Here is a 19,787-nt window from a genome sequence, read left to right as displayed (position 1 = left end):
GATTATTCTGGCTGTTCGAGTGATTTGATGTATTCGTAAATCGCTAGCTGGCCGCGCAGTTTACGGCGGTTGCCGCGCGGAACATAGCGGTTACTCAGTTCTTTGTCGATGTAGCGTGCTTTTACCGTATCGTTGAACAGCAAATCAAGGATATCGAGAATGCGCTGTTTCAGCCGAGGGTCGAGCAGCGGCGCCGCCACCTCGATACGGTAATCGATATTACGGGTCATCCAGTCGGCGGAAGAGAGGAAGACCTTTTTATCGCCGCCGTTTTCAAACACGTAAACCCGGTCATGCTCCAGGAAACGGTCAACGATGCTGATGACTTTAACGTTGTCGCTGATGCCTTCCAGCTGCGGTATCAGCGAACACATGCCGCGGATCAGCAGGTTTACCGGCACGCCGGAGCTGGACGCCGCATACAGGCGGTCCACCAGGCCCTTATCGACCAGGTTGTTAAGCTTAAGGGTGATACCGGAGGGCAGACCGCTCTGGGCGTTGGCAATCTCTTTGTCGATCATTTCATACAGCAGGCGGCGCGAGTTTTGCGGCGACACCAGCAGATAATCGAAGGTAACCGGACGATACGGGTTTTCAATAAAGTTAAATACCCGGCGTACTTCATTCGTGATGCGCGCATCGGCGGTGAGTAACGAATAATCGGTGTAAAGCCGGGCTGTTTTCTCGTTAAAGTTGCCGGTGCCGATATGAGCGTAACGCACCACATCCTCGCCCTCTTTACGGGAAATGAGGAACAATTTGGCATGAATTTTCAGCCCCGGCGCGGAGAAGATAACATGTACGCCCGCTTCGGTCAGGCGTTTCGCCCAGTGGATATTGGCTTCTTCATCGAAACGCGCCTGTAGCTCAACCACCACGGTCACTTTTTTGCCGTTGTGCGCCGCATGGATCATCGCGTCGATAATGCGCGAATCTTTGGCCACGCGATAAATATTGATTTTTATCGCCAGCACGCTGGGGTCGAACGACGCCTGGCGCAGCAGTTCCAGCACGTGCTCAAAAGTGTGATACGGGTAGTAAAGCAGCACGTCGCGCTCGCGAATGGCGTCGAAGCCGTTGCGGAACTTATCAAACCAGATATGGCGCAGGCGCGGCAGCGGTTTGTTCACCAGATTGGCTTTGCCCACGTTCGGAAAGCTAATGAAATCTTTGAAGTTGTGATAGCGGCCGCCGGGCACAATAGAGTCATAGCGGGAAATCGATAACTTCTGGCGCAGCATTTCCACCATGGCGTCGGGCATATCACGCTGGTACACAAAGCGCACCGGCTCTGCCGTCAGACGCTGTTTCAGGCTGGAAGACATCAGTTCCAGCAGGCTGGACTCCATCTCATGCACCAGGTCGTATTCGGCGTCGCGGGTCATCTTCATTGAATAAGCATTAAGCGCATCGTAATCGAAGAAGCCTTTAAAAATATCGTCCAGGCAGAAACGCAGAATGTTATCCAACAGGATCATCGGCTTGCGGCGGCGCGGCGTTTCCGGCGGCAGGTTCACGAAGCGCGGCACTTTATCCGACGGGATTTCCAGCAGCGCATAGCGTATTTCCTCGCCGCGAATGATCTCGACCGCCAGATAGGTGTAATCGTCTTTTAAAAACTGCACCAGGTCGGTATCGCGATACAGCAATATCGGGGTGATGTGCTGGCGCAAATAGTGTTTGAAGTAGTGGCGCAGCCAGCCCTGCTGATTTTGCGAAAGTTGACGTTCGTTGATCAGGAATATCTGGTTACGCGCCATTTCCAGCAGCAGATCGTTATACAGCCCATCAAATTCCTGATCGGCTTTAAGAACGCGCGACTGGATCTTGCCCAGCAAATGACGCGAATGGGAAGTGATGCCCTGTTCTTCGCTAATCAAAATGCGGCGCTTCAGTTCAGCGAAGCGAACCTTATAAAACTCATCAAGATTATTGGAATAGATCCCCAGAAAACGCATCCGCTCAATCAGCGGGTTGCTTTTATCCGCAGCTTCCTGCAGCACACGCTCGTTGAATGACAACCAACTGAGCTCTTTCTCGATGTAAAGTTTTTCCTGACCCATGACTACTGACACTCCGGTTATCTCACTCGGGACGTGGAAAATCCGTCTCGATACTATTATGGCGAGCTAAGACCCGCGATGTCCAACGATGCCACAAAAGTATGACAGCTACGTGAGCGCGGCGGCGCTAAGTGGTTTTTTCTGCTTCATTTATTCGTCATCACCCAAAAACAAAACAGGCCCGGTATTCACCAGGCCTGCTGTTTCTGAGCGCGTTCAGTTTTTACTCGTCGGACGCATAGCCCTGAGCAGGCAGCGCTTTGCCGTCCAGCCAGGCCGCGTTGCCGTGCATGGTCAGGCGGCCTTCCATAAACCAGCTGACCACCAGCGGATAAATGGCGTGCTCCTGGGCCTGCACCCGTGCCGTCACGTCATCTTCATCATCGCCTGCGAACACCGGCACGGTCGCCTGTAAAATCACCGGTCCGCCGTCCAGCTCATCGGTCACAAAATGCACCGACGTGCCGTGCTCTTCGTCGCCGTTTTCCAGCACCTGACGATGCGTATGCAGGCCGGGATATTTCGGCAACAGGGAAGGGTGGATGTTGATCAGCCGTCCGCGATAGTGCGCCACGAACGCCGGGCTCAGAATGCGCATATAGCCTGCCAGTACCACCAGATCCGGGGCGTAGGCATCGATTTCCAGCATTAACTTACGGTCGAACGCTTCGCGGCTGGCGAACTGGTCCGCCGTCAGCGCATGGGCGGGGATACCCGCCTCCCTGGCGCGTTCAAGGCCGAACGCGTCGGCCTTATTGCTGAATACCGCGCTAATGGTGCCGTTGATTTTCTTCTGTTGGCAGGCGTCGATAATGGCCTGCAGGTTGCTTCCGTTGCCGGAAATCAGCACCACAATGTGTTTCATTACTCAATAACCACGCGTTGTTCGGAATCAGAAGCCTTGATGATACCGATTTTCCACGCCTTTTCGCCACGCGCATTGAGTAAAGAAATCGCTTTTTCGGACTCGCTCGCAGGCAGGGCAATCACCATTCCAACGCCGCAGTTGAAGGTGCGATACATCTCGTGTTTGCTGACGTTGCCCGCGTTCTGCATCCAGTCGAATACCGCGGGCCACTGCCAGGAGGACTCGTCGATCACGGCCTGAGTATTGTCCGGCAGAACGCGCGGGATGTTTTCCCAGAAGCCGCCGCCGGTCAGGTGGGCAATGGCATGGACATCAACCTGCTCGATCAGCTCAAGTATGGCTTTCACGTAAATGCGGGTCGGCGCCAGCAGGTGATCCGCCAGCGGTTTGTCTTCCAGTTGGGTGGTCAGCGGGTCGCAACCGCTGACTTCAACGATTTTGCGCACCAGCGAATAGCCGTTAGAGTGCGGGCCGCTGGAGGCCAGGGCAATCAGCACGTCGCCGTCGGCGACTTTAGAACCATCGATAATCTCTGACTTCTCGACCACGCCCACGCAGAAACCCGCAACGTCATAGTCTTCGCCGTGGTACATGCCCGGCATTTCCGCCGTTTCGCCGCCGACCAGCGCGCAGCCGGACTGCAAACAACCTTCGGCGATACCGCTAATGACGCTGGCTGCGGTGTCCACATCCAGTTTGCCGGTGGCGTAGTAGTCGAGGAAGAACAGCGGCTCTGCGCCCTGGACCACCAGATCGTTAACGCACATGGCGACCAGATCGATGCCGATAGTGTCGTGACGTTTTAAATCCATCGCCAGACGAAGCTTGGTGCCGACGCCGTCGGTGCCCGATACCAGAACCGGCTCGCGATATTTCTGCGGCAGCGCGCACAATGCGCCGAATCCGCCCAGTCCACCCATCACTTCCGGGCGGCGAGTTTTTTTCACGACGCCTTTAATACGGTCGACCAGAGCATTGCCTGCATCAATATCAACACCGGCATCTTTATAGCTGAGAGAGGTTTTATCGGTCACTGCACAATCCCCACGCGGTTGCGGTAGTAAGAAAACGCGGCAATTCTAACAGTGCAGGCAAACGTTTGCGAGCCTCTTATTTAGTGCATTTAAAATCTTATGGCGTAGACTGATTCCCGTTCAGTTGATCCCGATCATGACCATTAGATATGGCGCAGCGGCGAAAAAGCGGTATAATCCGGCGATTTTTTTTGTGGCTGCCACCTTTCTGGGGAGAAAGAGTATGAAGATCGTGGAAGTGAAACACCCACTCGTCAAACACAAGCTCGGGCTGATGCGTGAAAATGATATTAGCACCAAGCGCTTTCGTGAACTGGCCTCGGAAGTGGGCAGCCTGCTGACCTATGAAGCGACGTCCGACCTCGAAACCGAAAAAGTGACCATCGAAGGCTGGAACGGCCCGGTCCAGGTCGAACAAATCAAAGGCAAAAAAATTACCGTGGTGCCGATCCTGCGTGCCGGTCTGGGCATGATGGAAGGCGTGCTGGAGCACGTACCGAGCGCGCGTATCAGCGTGGTAGGCATCTACCGTAACGAAGAGACGCTGGAGCCGGTTCCTTACTTCCAGAAGCTGGTTTCCAACATCGACGAGCGTATGGCGCTGGTGGTTGATCCGATGCTGGCGACCGGTGGCTCGATGATCGCAACCATCGACCTGCTGAAAAATGCCGGCTGTCACAGCATTAAAGTGCTGGTGCTGGTCGCCGCGCCGGAAGGTATCGCTGCGCTGGAGAAAGCGCACCCGGACGTGGAGCTGTATACCGCTTCCATTGACCAGGGATTGAACGAGCACGGATACATTATTCCGGGCCTCGGCGATGCCGGCGACAAGATTTTTGGTACTAAATAAATGCATTAACGAAAAAAGCCGACTTTAATAGTCGGCTTTTTTTTGGATTGTTCATCACCAAACCTTATTACATAAAACGCTAAAACAACACTCAGAGGAAAACACTATGACGCGCCGTGCTATCGGGGTAAGCGAAAGACCACCGCTGCTTCAAACCATCCCGCTTAGTTTGCAGCACTTGTTCGCCATGTTTGGCGCAACCGTGCTGGTGCCAATCCTGTTTCATATCAACCCGGCCACCGTGCTGCTGTTCAACGGCATCGGGACCCTGCTGTATCTGTTTATCTGTAAGGGCAAAATCCCGGCCTATCTTGGGTCGAGCTTTGCGTTTATCTCTCCAGTGTTGTTACTGCTGCCGCTGGGTTATGAACTGGCGCTGGGCGGATTTATCGTCTGCGGCGCGCTGTTCTGCCTGGTGGCATTGATTGTCAAAAAAGCCGGCACCGGCTGGCTGGACGTGATGTTCCCGCCGGCGGCGATGGGCGCGATTGTCGCGGTTATCGGTCTGGAGCTGGCGGGCGTGGCGGCGAATATGGCTGGCCTGTTACCCGCAGAAGGGCAGATGCCGGATTCCACCACTATTATCATTTCGCTGGTAACCCTGGGCGTGACGGTGTTTGGTTCGGTGCTATTTCGCGGTTTCCTGGCGATTATCCCGATCCTGATTGGCGTACTGGCGGGCTACGCGCTCTCCTTCGTGATGGGCGTGGTGGACGTGACGCCGATTAAAGACGCGCACTGGTTCGCGCTGCCGACCTTTTACACCCCGCGCTTCGAGTGGTTCGCTATTTTCACTATTCTGCCTGCGGCGCTGGTGGTGATTGCCGAACACGTCGGCCACCTGGTGGTGACGGCTAATATCGTGAAGAAAGACCTGATTCGCGATCCGGGCCTGCACCGTTCAATGTTCGCCAACGGTTTCTCCACCATGATTTCCGGTTTCTTCGGCTCCACGCCGAACACGACTTACGGTGAAAACATCGGCGTGATGGCGATTACCCGCGTATACAGTACCTGGGTTATCGGCGGCGCGGCGATTATCGCGATCCTGCTCTCCTGCGTCGGTAAACTGGCGGCGGCAATCCAGATTATCCCGGTTCCGGTGATGGGCGGCGTGTCGCTGCTGCTGTACGGGGTGATCGGCGCGTCCGGTATTCGCGTACTGATCGACTCCAAAGTGGATTACAGCAAAGCGCAAAACCTGATCCTGACCTCAGTGATCCTGATCATCGGCGTCAGCGGTGCGAAAGTACACATCGGCGCAGCGGAGCTGAAAGGCATGGCGCTGGCGACCATTGTCGGCGTGCTGCTGAGCCTGATTTTCAAACTGATCAGCGTACTGCGCCCGGAAGAAGTGGTGCTGGACGCGGAAGATCAGGAAAAAGCCTCCTGATCGTAGCAAACCGGGCGGATCTGCCGCCCGGTTCATTACGCTGCCGTTTCTGTGATAAACTCAACGCGATTTTACTCAGGCACTGGTTGAGGTCTCTCTGAACACACCGGCACAGCTCTCTTTGCCACTCTATTTACCCGATGATGAAACTTTCGCAAGTTTCTGGCCGGGTGATAATCCTTCTTTATTAGCCGCGCTGCAAAATGTGTTGCGTCAGGAGCACAGCGGTTATATCTACTTCTGGTCTCGCGAAGGGGCAGGGCGCAGCCATCTGCTGCATGCGGCCTGCGCCGAACTCTCGGCGCGCGGCGATGCGGTGGGCTATGTTCCGCTCGATAAACGCACCTGGTTTGTCCCGGAAGTGCTTGATGGTATGGAACAATTATCGCTGGTGTGCATCGACAATATTGAATGCATCGCGGGGGATGAACTGTGGGAAATGGCGATTTTTAATCTCTATAACCGCATTCTCGAATCCGGTAAAACCCGTTTGCTGATCACCGGCGACCGGCCGCCGCGCCAGCTTAATCTTCAGCTTGCTGATTTAGCCTCCCGCCTCGACTGGGGGCAAATCTATAAGCTTCAGCCGCTGTCGGATGATGACAAATTACAGGCGTTACAGCTGCGGGCGCGCCAGCGCGGGTTTGAACTGCCGGAAGACGTAGGGCGTTTTTTACTCAAGCGGCTGGACCGGGAGATGCGCACGCTGTTTATGACGCTCGATCAGCTGGATCGCGCCTCGATTACCGCGCAGCGCAAGCTGACTATTCCATTCGTGAAAGATATTCTCGGACTATAACCGCAGGCTGATGCGCCTGCGGTTAAGGCGTATTACAGGATCGCCAGCACCGAGGCCGGCGGGCGGCCAATACGGGCGTTGTCCCCGGTCACGACAATCGGGCGCTCAATCAGTTTCGGGTTTTCTACCATCGCGGCGATGAGCTGCTCTTCCGTCAGCGCCGGATCGCCGAGCTTTAACTGGCTATAAATCTCTTCTTTCTGGCGCATCAAGTGGCGCGCGCTGCTGTAACCCAGCTGTTTGAGCAATTGTTTGAGGGTGGCCGCGTCCGGCGGCGTCTCCAGATACAGCACCACTTCCGGCTCGACGCCGTTTTCTTTCAGTAAATTCAGCGTTTCGCGGCTTTTGGAGCAGCGCGGGTTATGGTAAATCGTGACCGCACGAGACATTCTTTCTCCTTTTACATTTTCTCATAAGGGCGGAATCGCATTTGCAGCTGGCGCAACTGGTCAATACGCGCATCGTAGCGCGCCTGTTGCAGGCTGCCGACTTTCACCTGGGAGCTGGCGCTGCTTAACAGCGAAATAGACTGATCGAGTCTGCCCAGCAACGCCATCACTTCCGCGCGCGCCGCCAGTTCCTGATCGCGGTTGCCGAGCGCGGCCTGCGCCTGTGCCAACAGGTCCCAACCGTTGGAATCATCCGGATGGGAGAAGGTATAGCGGTTAAGGATTTTTACCGATTCGCCGGGCTGTTTCGCTTCAAGGTAGGCGTTCGCCAGGTTGAGTTGCAGCACCGGGTTATTTTTCAGATCCGGCGCGTTTTTCAGGCGATTAACCGCGTCGCTGGCCCTGCTCAGCCCCAGGTCGATATCGGTAGCCAGGTCGAGATACCAGGGATTGCCGGGCTGGGCGGCGATCAGCGGCTGCAACAAGGTACGGGCTTCGGCGAAGTTTTTACCCACCATCGCTTGCAAAGCCTTTCCGTACGCGGCAGCGTGCTGTTCACGAATATTCCCCTTCGCCCATGCGTCAAGAATATCGCTGGTCAGCTGGTTGCGCCCGGAGTTGTACATCCCCAGCGTGCGCGCTTTCGCCATATAGAAATCTTCCGATGATTGCGCCACGACCGGGCGCATCTGATTAGCGCGGTTGCGGGCATCGGAAAGACGGCTTTCCGGCAGCGGGTGCGTCAGCAGGATTTCCGGCGGACGCGACGAATAGCGCGCCTGGTCGAGCAGTTTTTCCAAGAACGTGGGCATCGCCTGCGGGTCGAAGCCGGAACGCTGGAGCACCTGAATGCCAATACGATCAGCTTCCTGCTCGTTTTGCTGGGTAAAACTGATCATACCCTGCTGGGTGCCGGCCAGCGTGCCAGTCAGCGCCGCCATACCGGCCTGCGGGCTGGCCATAGCAAGCAGAATCGACCCCAGCGCGCCCACCCAGGTAAGCGGGGCATTGCGCTTTTGATCTTCCATCGCGCGAGCCAGATGGCGCTGGGTAACGTGAGAAATTTCGTGCGCCATCACCGAAGCCAGCTGGCTTTCATTATCGGCGTAGCGGAATAGCGCGGTGTGCAGCACCACGTTGCCGCCGAAGAAGGCGAAGGCGTTGATTTCGTCGTTATTGATCAAAAAGAAATGAAACGGCGTGCGCACCGAATCCGCGTGAGCGACCAGCCGCATCCCCAGACCATTAATGTACTGTACCAGCAGGGGGTCGTTGATCAGCGGTGCGCTGCCGCGCAGCTGGCGAACATAGTAATCGCCCATCTGCATTTCCTGACCAATGGAAAGGGTGCTGCCCGCCGACGTGCCCATATCGGGAAGTTCACTGGCGCTTTGCGCAAAGGCGGGAAGCGTCTGGCCTGCCATCATGGCGGTAATGAGCGTTGCAATCAGTGTCTTTTTCAACTGCCTGAACATAACCACGTCCTGTCTGTCTGGGATCACCTTTTGACCCGCGCGCCGCCGCTTTGTTCATTGCAGAACAAAAGGCCGGCTGAACGAGAAAAAGATATCTTAGTGAGCCTGAAGGCGATTGTCTTGAGGCGGCCAGAAAAAATGGGCTCTTTTTTTGTTTCGTTTAGATACAATCCGGATAGCGCTTTAGCTGGTATCTCAGGGAAAGAAAAATGCTCGATATGTTAATGCAGTGGTATCGCCGCCGGTTTTCCGACCCGGAAGCGATAGCGCTGCTGGTCATTCTGGTTGCAGGTTTCTGCATCCTGTTCTTTTTTCATAGCCTGTTAGCCCCGTTGCTGGTAGCCATTGTACTGGCGTTTTTGCTGGAGTGGCCCACGGTGCGCCTTGAGCGTATCGGCTGTTCGCGCACCCTGGCAGCGACGCTGGTTCTGGTGCTGTTTATCGGCATCGTGCTGGTGATGGCGTTTGTGGTGATCCCGGTGGCCTGGCAGCAGGGTATCTACCTGATCCGCGATATGCCGGGGATGCTTAACAAGCTGTCGGATTTTGCCGCCACTTTACCCAAACGCTACCCGGCCCTGATGGATGCGGGGATTATCGACGCCATGGCGGAGAATATGCGCGCCCGCATGACCGTGGTGGGGGATTCGGTGGTGAAATTCTCGCTGGCCTCGCTGGTAGGATTATTAACCCTCGCTATTTATCTGATCCTGGTGCCGCTGATGGTGTTTTTCCTGGTGAAAGACAAAGAGCAGATGCTGAATGCGGTGCGCCGGATATTACCGCGCAATCGCGGGCTGGCGGGCCAGGTATGGACCGAAATGAACCAGCAGATCACCAACTATATTCGCGGCAAAGTGCTGGAAATGGTGGTGGTCGGCGTCGCGACCTGGATTGGCTTTCGCATTTTTGGGCTCAATTATTCGCTGCTGCTGGCGGTGCTGGTGGGGCTGTCGGTACTTATCCCCTACATCGGCGCGTTTGTAGTGACCATCCCGGTCGTCTGCGTGGCGCTGTTTCAGTTTGGGCTGGGCACCGAGTTCTGGAGCTGTTTTGCCGTGTATCTGATTATTCAGGCGCTGGACGGCAATCTGCTGGTGCCGGTACTGTTCTCGGAAGCGGTGAACCTGCATCCGCTGGTGATTATTCTCTCGGTGGTGATTTTCGGCGGGCTATGGGGATTCTGGGGCGTATTCTTCGCCATCCCGCTGGCGACGCTGATTAAGGCTGTGGTTCATGCCTGGCCAGACGGGCTATCGGTGGAAGAGAACCCGTAACGCGCACAAAAAAGCCGACCTCGCGTCGGCTTTTTTACATCCAGAGCGGATTAACGGTTTTCGTTCAGCCAGGCCAGGATCACATCGTGGTGGTTGCTGGTTTTGAAATCGTCAAACACGTGTTCAACCACGCCGTTGCCGTCGAGCAAGAAACTGATGCGGTGAATGCCGTCATAGGTTTTTCCCATAAAGGATTTTTCGCCCCAGACGCCAAACTGTTCGCAGACATGGTGATCTTCATCGGAAAGCAGGGTGAAGTTAAGTAACTCTTTTTCCGCGAAGCGCGACAGTTTTTCCGGTTTATCGGTGCTGATCCCTAACACTTCAACACCGGCTTTTTTCAAATCGTCCATGTTGTCACGCAGTCCGCAGGCCTGCACGGTACAACCAGGCGTCATGGCCTTCGGGTAAAAATAAACCAGAACACGCTGTCCCTGGAAGTCGGTCAAATTTACTTGTTCACCGTCCTGATCGGGCAAGCTAAATTTTGGTGCGTTCTCTCCGGCTTTCAGTGGGTTCATTACGACACTCCGTCCTGTTCATCTTGCTGTTGATAGTTAACGACGTTAATACTGCCTTGCGCATTCAGTTCTGTACAGAGAGCTTTGAACGCTTGCTCGATTATTGTCGCATTATCCAGCGCGGGGCTGTGGGCGGTCATTTGAATATACAACTGGGCGCTTTTGCCGTTATCGGCAGGTTGGGTGCGCGACACCAGTTCGGCGATATTAAGATTATGCGCATCAAGCAGCGCGGTGAATCGCTCAATCAGATGCGGGGAGTCTTCCACTTCCACCTGCACCCACACCGTGGCGGGCATCGCCGGACGCGGGCGAGCGGTGGTGCGCTTCATCACAATCAGTAAATCAAGCTCCGCGCCTTTAAGCGGCAGCGTGGATTCAATCAGCGTGATCGCGTTCCAGCTCCCGGAAAGCAGCATGATAAACGTGAATTCGTCGCCCAGCATCGCCAGCCGGCTGTCTTCGATATTACAGCCGCAACTGCTGACGTGGCGGGTAATGGTATTCACGATACCGGAGCGGTCTGCGCCCAGCGCGGTAATAACAAGATAGTGTTGTGATGAGAGTGCCAAACGGATTCTTCCTGTGCCTCTGTGAATAATTATAAGGAAACCATAAAAAAAACCGCCATACAACAACCTGAACGCCCTTGTGCGCTTGCTTTTATAATGGCAGCAAACGTACCATTGAGTTTCTTGTTTGCACAGAGGATGGCCCATGTTCACGGGAAGTATTGTCGCGCTGATTACACCGATGGATCTCAAAGGTAATGTCTGTCGGTCGAGCCTGAAAAAACTGATTGATTACCATGTCGCCAGCGGAACCTCGGCGATTGTTTCTGTAGGGACGACCGGCGAGTCCGCAACCCTCAGCCATGATGAGCATGGCGACGTGGTAATGATGACGCTGGAACTGGCCGATGGCCGTATTCCGGTGATCGCCGGAACGGGTGCAAACGCGACCTCAGAGGCGATTAGCCTGACGCAGCGTTTCAACGACAGCGGCATTGTCGGCTGTCTGACCGTGACGCCATACTACAACCGTCCTACTCAGGAAGGTCTGTTCCAGCATTTCAAAGCCATCGCTGAAAACACCGATCTGCCGCAAATCCTGTATAATGTGCCGTCCCGTACCGGATGCGACATGCTGCCGGAAACGGTAGGCAGACTCTCGAAAGTTAAAAATATTGTCGGTATTAAAGAAGCGACAGGGAACTTAACGCGGGTTCACCAGATCAAAGAGCTGGTTTCAGACGACTTCATTCTGGTGAGCGGCGATGACGCCAGCGCGCTGGACTTTATGCAGCTGGGCGGCCACGGGGTGATTTCCGTTACCGCGAACGTTGCCGCGCGCGACATGGCTGACATGTGCAAACTTGCCGCAGCCGGCCAGTACCGTGAAGCTCGCGTGATTAACCAGCGTTTGATGCCGCTGCATCATAAACTGTTTGTTGAACCCAACCCGATCCCGGCTAAATGGGCATGTAAGGCGTTGGGACTTGTGGCGACCGATACGTTACGCTTGCCGATGACCCCGATCACCGACCATGGTCGTGACGAGGTTGCAGGCGCGCTTAAGCATGCTGGTCTGCTGTAAAGTTTAGGGAGATTTGATGGCTTACTCAGTACAGAAGTCGCGTGTGGCGAAAGTAGCAACCGTATCACTGGTGATGCTGCTCGCCGCCTGTAGTTCCGATTCGCGCTACAAGCGCCAGGTGAGCGGGGATGAGTCTTATCTGGATGCCGCGCCGCTGGCGGAACTTCATGCCCCGGCGGGGTTAATTCTGCCGGTTGAAAACGGCGACTATAACATTCCTGTGACCAACGGTAGCGGTCAGGTCGGTAAAGAACTGGATATTCGTCCGCCAGCACAGCCGCTGGCGCTGGTGACCGGCGCACGCACGCAGTTCACCGGTGATACCGCCACGCTGTTGCTGGAAAGCGGCCGCAGCGGTTCGCTCTGGCCGCAGGTAGTAAGCGCCGTTCAGTCTCATAACTATTCGATCGCTAAACGCGATGACGCGGCTCAAACCCTCAGCACCGACTGGGTACAGTGGAACCGCGCGGATGAAGATCAGCAGTATCGCGGTCGTTACCAGATCACCGTTCAGCCGCAGGGCTATCAGCAGGCGCTGGTAGTGAAACTGATTAATCTGGAGCAGGACGGTAAGCCTGTCGCCGACTCGGCGTCGCTCCAGCGCTATAGCGCGGAAATGCTCAACAGCATCGCCTCGTCGCTGGACAAAACCCAAACCGCTAACCAGAACGCGGCGGACAACCGTAACGCCAGCCAGATTGACGTGCAGAGCGCCGCCGATGACACCGGTTTACCCATGCTGGTGGTACGGGCGCCGTTTAACGTGGTATGGACCCGCCTGCCGGCAACCCTCGAAAAAGTGGGCATGAAGGTGACCGATTCGACCCGGTCAACCGGTAGCGTCGCCTTGACCTACAAGCCATTATCCGACGGTGACTGGCAGGATCTGGGCGCGCGCGACCCGGGTCTGAGCAGCGGTGATTATAAACTTCAGGTCGGCGACCTGGATAACCGCAGCAGCCTGCAGTTTATCGATCCGAAAGGACACACGCTGACTCAGTCGCAAAACGATGCGCTGGTGGCCGTATTCCAGGCCGCGTTCAGCAAGTAATAGCAGGGCCGGAGCACTCCGGCCTTTTTTATTAAGGCCACGCAATCGTGTGCGTCGCCGTAAGTAGCCATTTTTTTGCGTAAAACCTTTGAATCATCACACCTGGAGTAATAAAGATGCAAAAGCAAGCTGAGTTGTATCGCGGCAAAGCGAAAACCGTTTACAGCACGGAAAACCCCGATCTGTTGGTGCTCGAATTCCGTAACGATACGTCAGCAGGGGACGGCGCGCGCATCGAACAGTTCGATCGTAAGGGCATGGTGAACAACAAGTTCAATCATTTCATTATGACCAAACTGGAAGAAGCGGGCATCCCGACCCAGATGGAAGCGCTGCTCTCGGATACCGAATGTCTGGTGAAGAAGCTGGAAATGGTGCCGGTAGAGTGCGTGGTGCGTAACCGTGCGGCCGGCTCGCTGGTGAAGCGCCTGGGCATCGAAGAGGGCATTGAACTGAATCCGCCGCTGTTTGATATGTTCCTGAAAAACGACGCCATGCACGATCCGATGGTTAACGAGTCCTACTGCGAAACCTTTGGCTGGGTGAATAAAGAAAATCTGGCGCGCATGAAAGAGCTGACCTACAAAGCCAACGACGTGCTGAAAAAGCTGTTTGATGACGCCGGTCTGATCCTGGTGGATTTCAAACTGGAGTTCGGCCTGTTCAAGGGCGAAGTGGTGCTGGGCGATGAGTTCTCTCCGGACGGCAGCCGCCTGTGGGATAAGAACACCATGGACAAAATGGACAAAGACCGTTTCCGCCAGAGCCTGGGCGGACTGATTGAAGCTTATGAAGAAGTCGCGCGTCGTCTGGGCGTAAAACTGGACTGATCGCGCAATCGTTTACCGCTTCCGGGGCACGTATTCACGTGCCCCTGCCGATCTGGCTCCCTTTTCCTATGGAAATCCGCCCGTTAACCGCCTACGATCAGTCAATATTATTATAAAAGTTCGAGGTGGTTCATGCGTTGGCAAGGGCGTCGCGGCAGCGACAATATCGAAGACAGACGTAGCGACTCCCGTGGCCCGATGATGGGCGGCGGCGGTTTCCGTTTACCCGGCGGTAAAGGCGGCGTCGTGTTGCTGGTGATCGTGGTGATTGCCAGTTTCTATGGCGTGGATCTCACCTCGCTATTAACCGGCGGGCAACCCGTCTCCCAACAAACCAGCCGTTCTGTCAGCCCCAATGAGGATGAAGCGGCGAAGTTCACGTCGGTCATTCTGGCAACCACCGAAGACACCTGGGGCCAGATCTTTGAGCGCCAGGGCCGCACTTATCAGCAACCTAAGCTGGTGATGTATCGCGGCGCGACGCGTACCGGTTGCGGCACCGGGCAATCGGTAATGGGGCCGTTTTACTGTCCGGCGGACAGCACCGTGTATATCGATCTCTCTTTCTATGACGACATGAACAGCAAGCTGGGAGCGGAAGGCGACTTCGCGCAGGGCTATGTGATTGCCCACGAAGTCGGGCATCACGTGCAGAAGCTGATGGGCATTGAGCCGAAAGTGCGAGAAATGCAGCGCAATGCGTCAGAAGCGGAAGTGAACCGTCTCTCCGTGCGAATGGAATTACAGGCTGACTGCTTTGCCGGCGTCTGGGGTCACAGCATGCAGCAGCAGGGCGTGCTGGAAGCCGGGGATTTACAGGAAGCGCTGAATGCGGCGGAAGCCATTGGCGACGATCGCCTGCAACAGCAAAGCCAGGGGCGCGTCATTCCGGACAGCTTCACCCACGGCACGTCTGAACAGCGTTACACCTGGTTCAAGCGCGGCTTCGACAGCGGCGATCCGGCGCAGTGCAACACCTTCGGCAATAAACTGTAACCGGCGCATTGAGCAAGGAAGCCGATATGGAGCCTGTGACTGCTCTCACCGCCGCAATGGCGCGAGCGGGTATTCGACGTTTGCTGGTGCTGGCGGGTGAGAGCGCGTGGAGCAACGCTACCGTTCTCCAGCTTGCCGGCGTATTGCCTGCCCGCTGGCTGTGGGTAGGCGAACATCCCCTGTTCGAACTGCATTCTCCTTCCTCCAGCGTTCGCACTCTGTTAGGGCGTGAATTCGGCCATACCGTCTTTGATGCCAGGCAGGGGTTAGATGTCGAAGCCCTTGCCGTCGTCGCCGGTACGCTGAAAGCCGGAAGCTGGCTGGTGCTGTTGACGCCACCGTGGGAACAGTGGCCGCAACAGCCGGATGCCGATTCCCGCCGCTGGGCAGATAGCCCTTCCCCCCTTGCCACTCCGCACTTTATTGCCCGTCTGCAACGCGTCTTCGCGCACGATGGCGAAGTGGTGTGCTGGCATCAGCATCAGCCCGTTGACTTTACGCTTTCATTGCCGCGCCCTGACTGGCATCCGGCGAATGGCGCGCCGCTGCGCCAGCAGGCAGACATCCTTCACGCCTTGCAGAGTATGCAGCGTGGCGTCGCCGTGGTGACCGCGCCGCGCGGACGCGGGAAATCGGCGCTGGCCGGAATGCTGATCGCGGGCTGCACCGGCAACTGCATCGTCACCGCGCCGTCCCGTGCCGCCACGGATGTCCTGGCGGAGTACGCCGCCGATAAATTTCACTTCCTGGCGCCTGATGCGCTGCTTGAAATGACCCACACCGCACAGGCTCCGCAGGCCGACTGGCTGGTGATTGAAGAAGCCGCTGCCATTCCTGGCCCGCTGTTAAGCGCGCTGATTGCCGCCTGGCCGCGCGTTTTGCTGGTGACCACTGTTCAGGGCTACGAAGGCACCGGGCGCGGTTTTATGCTTAAGTTTTGCGCGGGAGTGCCTGGCATCCGGCAGTTCGCGCTGTCGCACCCGATCCGCTGGGCGGATAACGATCCCCTTGAACGGGTGCTGGATACGCTGCTGCTGTTTAAGGACGAGGACTTTGCTCGCGCCCCACAGGGAGACGTTCAGTTTAGCGCCCTTGGGCAGGAACAGTGGGAAACGGATCCCTCAGGGATGGCCTCGGTATACCAGTTATTATGCGGTGCGCACTACCGCACATCCCCCCTTGATTTACGCCGCATGATGGATGCGCCGGGCCAGCAGATTATCGCCGGAACGGCAGGGGATAAAACGGCGGCGGCGCTGTGGCTGCTGGAAGAGGGCGGGCTTAGCCCGGCGCTGAGCCAGGCCGTGTGGGCGGGCTATCGCCGACCGCGCGGCAATCTGGTGGCGCAATCTCTGGCGGCGCACGGCGGCGACCCCTTTGCGGCAACGTTAAAAGGCTTGCGGATCAGCCGGATCGCCGTGCATCCCGCCCGGCAGCGCGAAGGGCTGGGCCAGGCATTAATCAGCTGGGCGCGTCGCCATCATGCGCAGGACGTCGATTATCTCTCGGTGAGCTTTGGCTATACCGAAACCCTGTGGCGCTTCTGGCAGCGATGCGGCTTTACCCTGGCGCGCATCGGCAGCCACCGGGAAGCCAGCAGCGGCTGTTACAACGCCATCGCGCTGCTGCCGCTTACGCCAGCAGGCGCGGCGCTGGTTAGTCAGGAGCGGGCGCGCTTTGAGCGGGATGCGCCATTCCTGCAATCCTGGATTGAGGAAAAATTGCCCGTACAAGGCGTGATGGCGACTACGCTTAATGATGATGACTGGCGTGAACTTGCCGGATTCGCATTTGCCCATCGCCCGCTGGAAACCTGTCTGGGGAGCCTTAACCGACTGGTTATTGCCAGCCCGCAGTCACTTCCTGCGCTGCGAGGACGCCTCGACGCGCGCCAGTCCGTTTCATCGCTGTGCCGGACGCTGCGTCTGAGCGGGCGGAAGGCGTTACTGGCGCACTGCCGCCAGGAAGCGTCGCAGGCGTTATATCAGCTCGACCGTGCCCGACACGACGCGTTAAAAAATCAGGTTTTGCAATTGCAATTTTTCCACTGAGTTGTTCAGTGAAATGGCATGGTCATCGTTTTTCCGGAGCGTAGACTGTATCCACTAACCAGGGAGATAACCATGAATCATGACCACGTTGTTGTTCAAAGCCCAGCCGCACCCGCCAAACAGTTGCTGCTGTTATTTCATGGCGTGGGCGATAATCCGGTCTCCATGGGTGAAATTGGCCGTCATTTCGCGCCGCTGTTTCCTGAGGCGCTGGTGGTCAGCATCGGCGGGCCTCACCCGAGCGGTCCCGCGCCGGGGCGTCAATGGTTTTCCGTGGCGGGCGTAACGGAAGATAACCGTCAGCAGCGCATTGATGACATCATGCCGCTGTTTATCGAAACCGTGCGCTACTGGCAGCAGCAGAGCGGGGTCGATGCGGGCGCGACGGCACTGATCGGCTTCTCGCAGGGGGCGATGATGGCGCTGGAGAGCATCAAGGCGCAACCGGGCCTGGCGTCACGGGTTATCGCGTTTAATGGCCGTTTTGCCCGGCTTCCTGAGCATGTCACCACCGCGACCACGGTGCATTTAATCCATGGCGATGAGGACCGGGTCATCGAACTCTCCCATGCGGTGCGGGCTGAAGAGGCGCTGACCCAGGCGGGCGGCGATGTCACGCTGGACGTTATCGAGGATTTAGGCCACGCCATTAATGGCCGCAGCATGCAGGTGGCGCTGGATCATCTGCGCTATACCGTGCCGAAGCGCTACTTCGATGAGGCGCTTAGCGGCGGTAAGCCAAATGATGACGATATTATTGAGATGATATAAAAAAACCCTCGCAAGAGGGTTTTTCATTGATTAAGGCCGGTTACGGCTTTTTCTTCGGCCAGTCGTCTTCATCATCCCATTTATCGTTAAAGTCACGATGCGGGGGCAATTCCGGACGATTGTTCAAAAACTTCTTATGATCGATGCGCTTAAGGTCTTTGATGACGTTCAGCAACACGCCAACCAGGAAAACCAGTACCAGCACCCACCAGTATTTCGCGAGCAAATCCATGTAGTTCCTCCCGGAACGACTCGTCAGGCGACGAGTTGCTCCATAATGCGTTGATACATGCGGGCCAGCAGTTGCAGGTCGGCGGCGTTCACGCACTCATTGATTTTATGAATGGTGGCGTTAACCGGCCCAAGCTCCACAACCTGCGCACCCATTCGGGCGATAAACCGTCCGTCTGAGGTGCCGCCTGTGGTCAACAGTTGGGGTTTGATTTCATTATAGTGTGCAACCGCATTCACCACCGCATCCACCAGTTTGCCGCGCGACGTCAGGAACGGCTGGCCGGACAGCCACCAGTCCACGCTGTAACGCAGTTGATGGCGATCGAGGATCTCGATGACCCGCTGTTTAATCAGCTCGTCGGTCAGTTCGGTGCTGAAGCGGAAGTTAAACTGCACGAACAGATCGCCCGGGATCACGTTATTGCTGCCGGTGCCGGCTTTGATATTGGCAACCTGCATGCTGGTGGGCGGGAAGAAAGCGTTGCCGCGATCCCACTCAATGCCGACCAGCTCCGCCAGCATCGGCGCCGCGCGGTGCACCGGGTTATCCGCCAGGTGCGGGTAGGCTACATGGCCCTGCACGCCGTGAATGGTCAGGTTGCAGGTTAGCGAACCGCGTCGACCGTTTTTCACCACATCGCCCACCACCTCGGTGCTGGACGGCTCACCCACCAGGCAATAGTCCAGCCGCTCGTTACGCGCCATTAATTCTTCCACGACCTTAACGGTGCCGTTTTTGGCGCTGGCTTCTTCATCGGAAGTGATCAGAAACGCGAGGCGCCCTTTATGGTGTGGATGTTGAGCGACGAAGCGCTCTGCTGCGACAACCATCGCAGCAAGGGAACCTTTCATATCCGCCGCGCCGCGACCAAACAGCATGCCGTCGCGAATGGTGGGTTCAAACGGCGGATTGATCCAGCGGTCGGCATCGCCTGCGGGCACCACGTCGGTATGTCCGGCAAAGGCCAGCGTTTCGCCCTGACCGCGCCACGCCCAGACGTTTTGGGTATCGCCAAAATCCATCGATTCGACGGTAAAACCAATGGCGCGCAAGCGTTCGATGAGTAACGCCTGGCAGCCCGCATCATCGGGGCTCAAAGAAGGGCGACGAATAAGCTGCTGTGTCAGCTCAATAACCGGGCAGGACATAACACTACACCTCGTTGAAATACTGCTGATACTGAGTTTCATTGAAACCCAGCAGCATAGGCTTACCGGGCGCGCAGAGCAATGGGCGTTTGATCATTGCAGGCATTTCAATCATCAAGGCAATTGCGCCCGGCGCGTCGGTTACGGCGTGACGTTGGGCTTCATCCAGCTTGCGCCAGGTGGTGCCGCGGGTATTTAACAGAGCCTGCCAGCCCAGTTCATCGGCAAATTTATGCATCATTTCTGCATTAATCCCATCAACGCGATAGTCGTGGAATTGATAAACGATTTGGTGGCTTTCCAACCAGCGTCGTGCTTTTTTGACGGTGTCGCAGTTTTTGATGCCATGCAGAATGACCATATTGAGTCCTTTTGTAGTAATAGAGTTTATTAAATCAAATTTTTAGAATAATTAAATAGAATGAATGCCTGTCCTGCAA

Annotated in this window: 20 protein-coding genes; 10 read left to right on the top strand and 10 right to left on the bottom strand. The window is 56.3% G+C overall.

What is annotated here, in order from left to right:
- Nucleotides 1–2: 2 nt before the first annotated feature.
- The 3 genes from ppk1 to purM all read right to left on the bottom strand — a co-directional run bounded on the left by ppk1 (nucleotide 3) and on the right by purM (nucleotide 3,965).
- The gene (ppk1, locus tag GV764_RS20420) at nucleotides 3–2,063 is read right to left on the bottom strand and encodes a polyphosphate kinase 1 (protein WP_161661809.1); all 2,061 of its coding nucleotides are present in this window, start codon (nucleotides 2,061–2,063) and stop codon (nucleotides 3–5) included.
- Nucleotides 2,064–2,286: 223 nt separating this feature from the next.
- On the bottom strand, nucleotides 2,287–2,928 hold the full coding sequence (gene purN / locus GV764_RS20415; RefSeq protein WP_161661807.1) for a phosphoribosylglycinamide formyltransferase: 642 nt from the start codon (nucleotides 2,926–2,928) through the stop codon (nucleotides 2,287–2,289).
- Complete coding sequence (purM, locus tag GV764_RS20410) at nucleotides 2,928–3,965, bottom strand: phosphoribosylformylglycinamidine cyclo-ligase (protein ID WP_161661805.1); 1,038 nt, start codon at nucleotides 3,963–3,965, stop codon at nucleotides 2,928–2,930. The genes purN and purM overlap by 1 nt, the downstream gene beginning before the upstream one ends.
- Before the next feature lie 223 nt (nucleotides 3,966–4,188).
- On the opposite strand from purM, the gene upp reads away from it, so the two are divergent.
- From upp to GV764_RS20395, 3 genes are all read left to right on the top strand, one after another.
- Nucleotides 4,189–4,815, top strand: coding sequence for a uracil phosphoribosyltransferase (gene upp / locus GV764_RS20405; RefSeq protein WP_002463640.1), 627 nt, complete (start codon nucleotides 4,189–4,191; stop codon nucleotides 4,813–4,815).
- A gap of 106 nt (nucleotides 4,816–4,921) precedes the next feature.
- On the top strand, nucleotides 4,922–6,208 hold the full coding sequence (gene uraA, locus GV764_RS20400) for a uracil permease (RefSeq protein ID WP_161661803.1): 1,287 nt from the start codon (nucleotides 4,922–4,924) through the stop codon (nucleotides 6,206–6,208).
- A 97-nt stretch (nucleotides 6,209–6,305) separates the two neighbouring features.
- Nucleotides 6,306–7,007 (top strand): DnaA inactivator Hda, encoded by a 702-nt coding sequence (locus GV764_RS20395; RefSeq protein WP_236651919.1) that lies wholly within the window; start codon nucleotides 6,306–6,308, stop codon nucleotides 7,005–7,007.
- Between the two features lie 32 nt (nucleotides 7,008–7,039).
- Here GV764_RS20395 and arsC read toward each other — a convergent pair whose 3' ends face one another.
- Both arsC and bepA read right to left on the bottom strand, forming a co-directional pair.
- Complete coding sequence (arsC, locus tag GV764_RS20390; RefSeq protein WP_161661801.1) at nucleotides 7,040–7,396, bottom strand: arsenate reductase (glutaredoxin); 357 nt, start codon at nucleotides 7,394–7,396, stop codon at nucleotides 7,040–7,042.
- Between the two features lie 11 nt (nucleotides 7,397–7,407).
- Nucleotides 7,408–8,871: a beta-barrel assembly-enhancing protease gene (gene bepA, locus GV764_RS20385; protein WP_161661800.1), complete on the bottom strand. Its 1,464-nt coding sequence runs from the start codon at nucleotides 8,869–8,871 to the stop codon at nucleotides 7,408–7,410.
- Nucleotides 8,872–9,080: 209 nt separating this feature from the next.
- Here bepA and GV764_RS20380 point away from each other — a divergent pair, with 209 nt between their 5' ends.
- A complete protein-coding gene (locus GV764_RS20380) occupies nucleotides 9,081–10,148 on the top strand; it encodes an AI-2E family transporter (protein WP_125294141.1) in 1,068 nt (355 codons plus the stop codon).
- 50 nt (nucleotides 10,149–10,198) lie between these two features.
- Here GV764_RS20380 and bcp read toward each other — a convergent pair whose 3' ends face one another.
- Nucleotides 10,199–10,669: a thioredoxin-dependent thiol peroxidase gene (gene bcp, locus GV764_RS20375; RefSeq protein WP_161661798.1), complete on the bottom strand. Its 471-nt coding sequence runs from the start codon at nucleotides 10,667–10,669 to the stop codon at nucleotides 10,199–10,201.
- Nucleotides 10,669–11,241 (bottom strand): glycine cleavage system transcriptional repressor, encoded by a 573-nt coding sequence (locus GV764_RS20370; RefSeq protein ID WP_201743287.1) that lies wholly within the window; start codon nucleotides 11,239–11,241, stop codon nucleotides 10,669–10,671. Before GV764_RS20370 ends, bcp begins: the two co-directional genes overlap by 1 nt.
- A 145-nt stretch (nucleotides 11,242–11,386) precedes the next feature.
- On the opposite strand from GV764_RS20370, the gene dapA reads away from it, so the two are divergent.
- From dapA to ypfH, 6 genes are all read left to right on the top strand, one after another.
- Complete coding sequence (gene dapA / locus GV764_RS20365) at nucleotides 11,387–12,265, top strand: 4-hydroxy-tetrahydrodipicolinate synthase (protein ID WP_125294144.1); 879 nt, start codon at nucleotides 11,387–11,389, stop codon at nucleotides 12,263–12,265.
- A gap of 16 nt (nucleotides 12,266–12,281) precedes the next feature.
- Complete coding sequence (gene bamC / locus GV764_RS20360) at nucleotides 12,282–13,316, top strand: outer membrane protein assembly factor BamC (protein WP_161661794.1); 1,035 nt, start codon at nucleotides 12,282–12,284, stop codon at nucleotides 13,314–13,316.
- Between the two features lie 116 nt (nucleotides 13,317–13,432).
- Nucleotides 13,433–14,146: a phosphoribosylaminoimidazolesuccinocarboxamide synthase gene (gene purC / locus GV764_RS20355; RefSeq protein WP_125294146.1), complete on the top strand. Its 714-nt coding sequence runs from the start codon at nucleotides 13,433–13,435 to the stop codon at nucleotides 14,144–14,146.
- A gap of 132 nt (nucleotides 14,147–14,278) precedes the next feature.
- Complete coding sequence (gene ypfJ / locus GV764_RS20350; protein WP_161661793.1) at nucleotides 14,279–15,142, top strand: KPN_02809 family neutral zinc metallopeptidase; 864 nt, start codon at nucleotides 14,279–14,281, stop codon at nucleotides 15,140–15,142.
- Nucleotides 15,143–15,168: 26 nt separating this feature from the next.
- On the top strand, nucleotides 15,169–17,193 hold the full coding sequence (locus tag GV764_RS20345) for a GNAT family N-acetyltransferase (RefSeq protein WP_161661791.1): 2,025 nt from the start codon (nucleotides 15,169–15,171) through the stop codon (nucleotides 17,191–17,193).
- Between the two features lie 72 nt (nucleotides 17,194–17,265).
- On the top strand, nucleotides 17,266–17,964 hold the full coding sequence (gene ypfH, locus GV764_RS20340) for an esterase (protein ID WP_161661789.1): 699 nt from the start codon (nucleotides 17,266–17,268) through the stop codon (nucleotides 17,962–17,964).
- Nucleotides 17,965–18,004: 40 nt separating this feature from the next.
- On the opposite strand, the gene GV764_RS20335 is transcribed toward ypfH, so the two are convergent.
- The 3 genes from GV764_RS20335 to GV764_RS20325 are packed head-to-tail and all read right to left on the bottom strand — an operon-like array spanning nucleotide 18,005 to nucleotide 19,708.
- Nucleotides 18,005–18,196 (bottom strand): YpfN family protein, encoded by a 192-nt coding sequence (locus GV764_RS20335; RefSeq protein WP_125294150.1) that lies wholly within the window; start codon nucleotides 18,194–18,196, stop codon nucleotides 18,005–18,007.
- A gap of 23 nt (nucleotides 18,197–18,219) precedes the next feature.
- On the bottom strand, nucleotides 18,220–19,347 hold the full coding sequence (gene dapE, locus GV764_RS20330; protein WP_161661787.1) for a succinyl-diaminopimelate desuccinylase: 1,128 nt from the start codon (nucleotides 19,345–19,347) through the stop codon (nucleotides 18,220–18,222).
- Nucleotides 19,348–19,351: 4 nt separating this feature from the next.
- Nucleotides 19,352–19,708: an ArsC family reductase gene (locus GV764_RS20325; RefSeq protein ID WP_161661785.1), complete on the bottom strand. Its 357-nt coding sequence runs from the start codon at nucleotides 19,706–19,708 to the stop codon at nucleotides 19,352–19,354.
- Nucleotides 19,709–19,787: the final 79 nt, after the last annotated feature.

It is taken from the genome of Atlantibacter hermannii (genome assembly GCF_009907385.1).
Taxonomy (GTDB): Bacteria; Pseudomonadota; Gammaproteobacteria; order Enterobacterales; family Enterobacteriaceae; genus Atlantibacter; species Atlantibacter hermannii_A.
This window is presented reverse-complemented; position numbering and strand designations above follow the sequence as displayed.